Below are 1,436 nucleotides of genomic sequence, written 5' to 3'. Positions count from 1 at the left end.
TCTGACATCCGCGGGTTGGATACCGCATTACAGAGGTCCGCCTCATGAGCCTGCCGCTAACTTCCGCCGCAAGTTGGTGATGCCCGTTGCGTAATACCATCGCGGGTTGCTCGGATGCCGGGCTGCGCCGCCTTCAGGAAACTCCTTCCGTTGTTCGGGAAATCACACACAGGCCGCGGGCGGTTTGCTGCGAGGTATTGCAAGCGCCATGGCCAGTCGACTGATGTCCCAGATGAACGCCGCCAGTTCGCGGGCAATAGCCACGACCGTGATGTTGATGGGCTTGCCTCGCGCGGTCAGCCGGCGGAATCGTCGGCACAGCCGCACCTGGGCGTCCCAGGCGCGGTCGATGATGGCCTTGGGCAGACCTTCGAGACGGGCCTGGATTTCCGGACTGACGCGGGCAGGATGGCGGTAACTCCAGGCCGCTTCGACCAGCAGTCTTCGGGCGTAGCTGTTGCCGGTTTTGGTAATGCTGCCCTGGCGGCGTTTGCCTCCCGATGAATGCTCGGATGGCGTTACGCCGAGCCAGGCCATCAGCTGACGCGGGTGTTCGAAGCGGGACAGGTCGCCCACTTCTGAAATCATCCCGACGGCGGTAACGAACTGGACGCCCCGCATGGCCTGCAGGGCCAGCACTACCGGATAGAAGCGCCAGGAGATCACCGCTTCGCGTAGGGCTGTTTCGAGACGGGCGCACTGCGCAAGCCGGTCCTCGATCGTGCGCCGGTGTTCGTCAAAGGCAAGGTGCTGCCAGGCGCTGGGAAACGAACAGCGGCCCAGCCAGCGACGGTGCGCCTCGCCCCAGTTTGCGCTACCGGTATAACGGACGCCATGCGCGAGCAGGAACGACTTCAGTCGATGCCGTGCACGTCGCAGATCCTCGCGGGCAGCCGCCCACGCGCGGGCGAGATCCCGGAATGCCTCGTCTTCAATGCCGGGCACGTACACGGCCGACAGGTCGTCGGCGCGCAGCGAGCGCGCCAGCTTGATGGCATCACGCCGGTCGGTCTTTACGCGCTCGCCCGGCTTGCGCGGGATCAGTGAAGGTGCGCAGACCATGCAGTCGAAGCCCTTCTGGACGAGCTGACGGTACAGCCCGTAACCACATGGACCTGCCTCGTACACGACGCGCACGTGCGGCGCCTTGGATTGCAGGCGTGTGCACAGGCGATCGATGTCGGCCCCGGTTGTACCGGTCTTGCCCAGCAGCTCGATCTCGCCCGCGTCGATCGCGTAGGCGACCGTGATCGAGTCCTTGTGAAGATCCAGTCCAACGTACACCGTGCTATCGTTTCGCATGCTGGCCTCCGTGGAGGAAATCGCCGGGGCATGGCCCAGTCCACGCCCGTGCGGCTCTGACAGCAATGCTAACCCGCGTTCAGTTTCCCCACGGCGGGCCAGCCCTTGCCTCACGCAAAGTCATACTGCCTTCC

General features: G+C 64.6%; 1 protein-coding gene. It reads right to left on the bottom strand.

From position 1 onward, the window contains the following. Positions 1 to 162: 162 nt before the first annotated feature. Entirely contained in the window at positions 163 to 1,302 is a 1,140-nt protein-coding gene (locus HHL24_RS43290; protein ID WP_154568000.1) for an IS110 family RNA-guided transposase, read from the bottom strand. Between the last annotated feature and the right edge of the window lie 134 nt (positions 1,303 to 1,436).

This window comes from Paraburkholderia polaris (assembly GCF_012927345.1).
GTDB classification, from domain to species: domain Bacteria; phylum Pseudomonadota; class Gammaproteobacteria; order Burkholderiales; family Burkholderiaceae; genus Paraburkholderia; species Paraburkholderia polaris.
Note: the sequence above shows the minus strand (reverse complement) of the source record. Positions and strands in the feature narration are given on the sequence as shown.

Bases quoted from the DNA above. Each gene is read 5' to 3' on its own strand.
- HHL24_RS43290 (WP_154568000.1), bottom strand. From the start codon at position 1,302: ATGCGAAACGATAGCACGGTGTACGTTGGACTGGATCTTCACAAGGAC.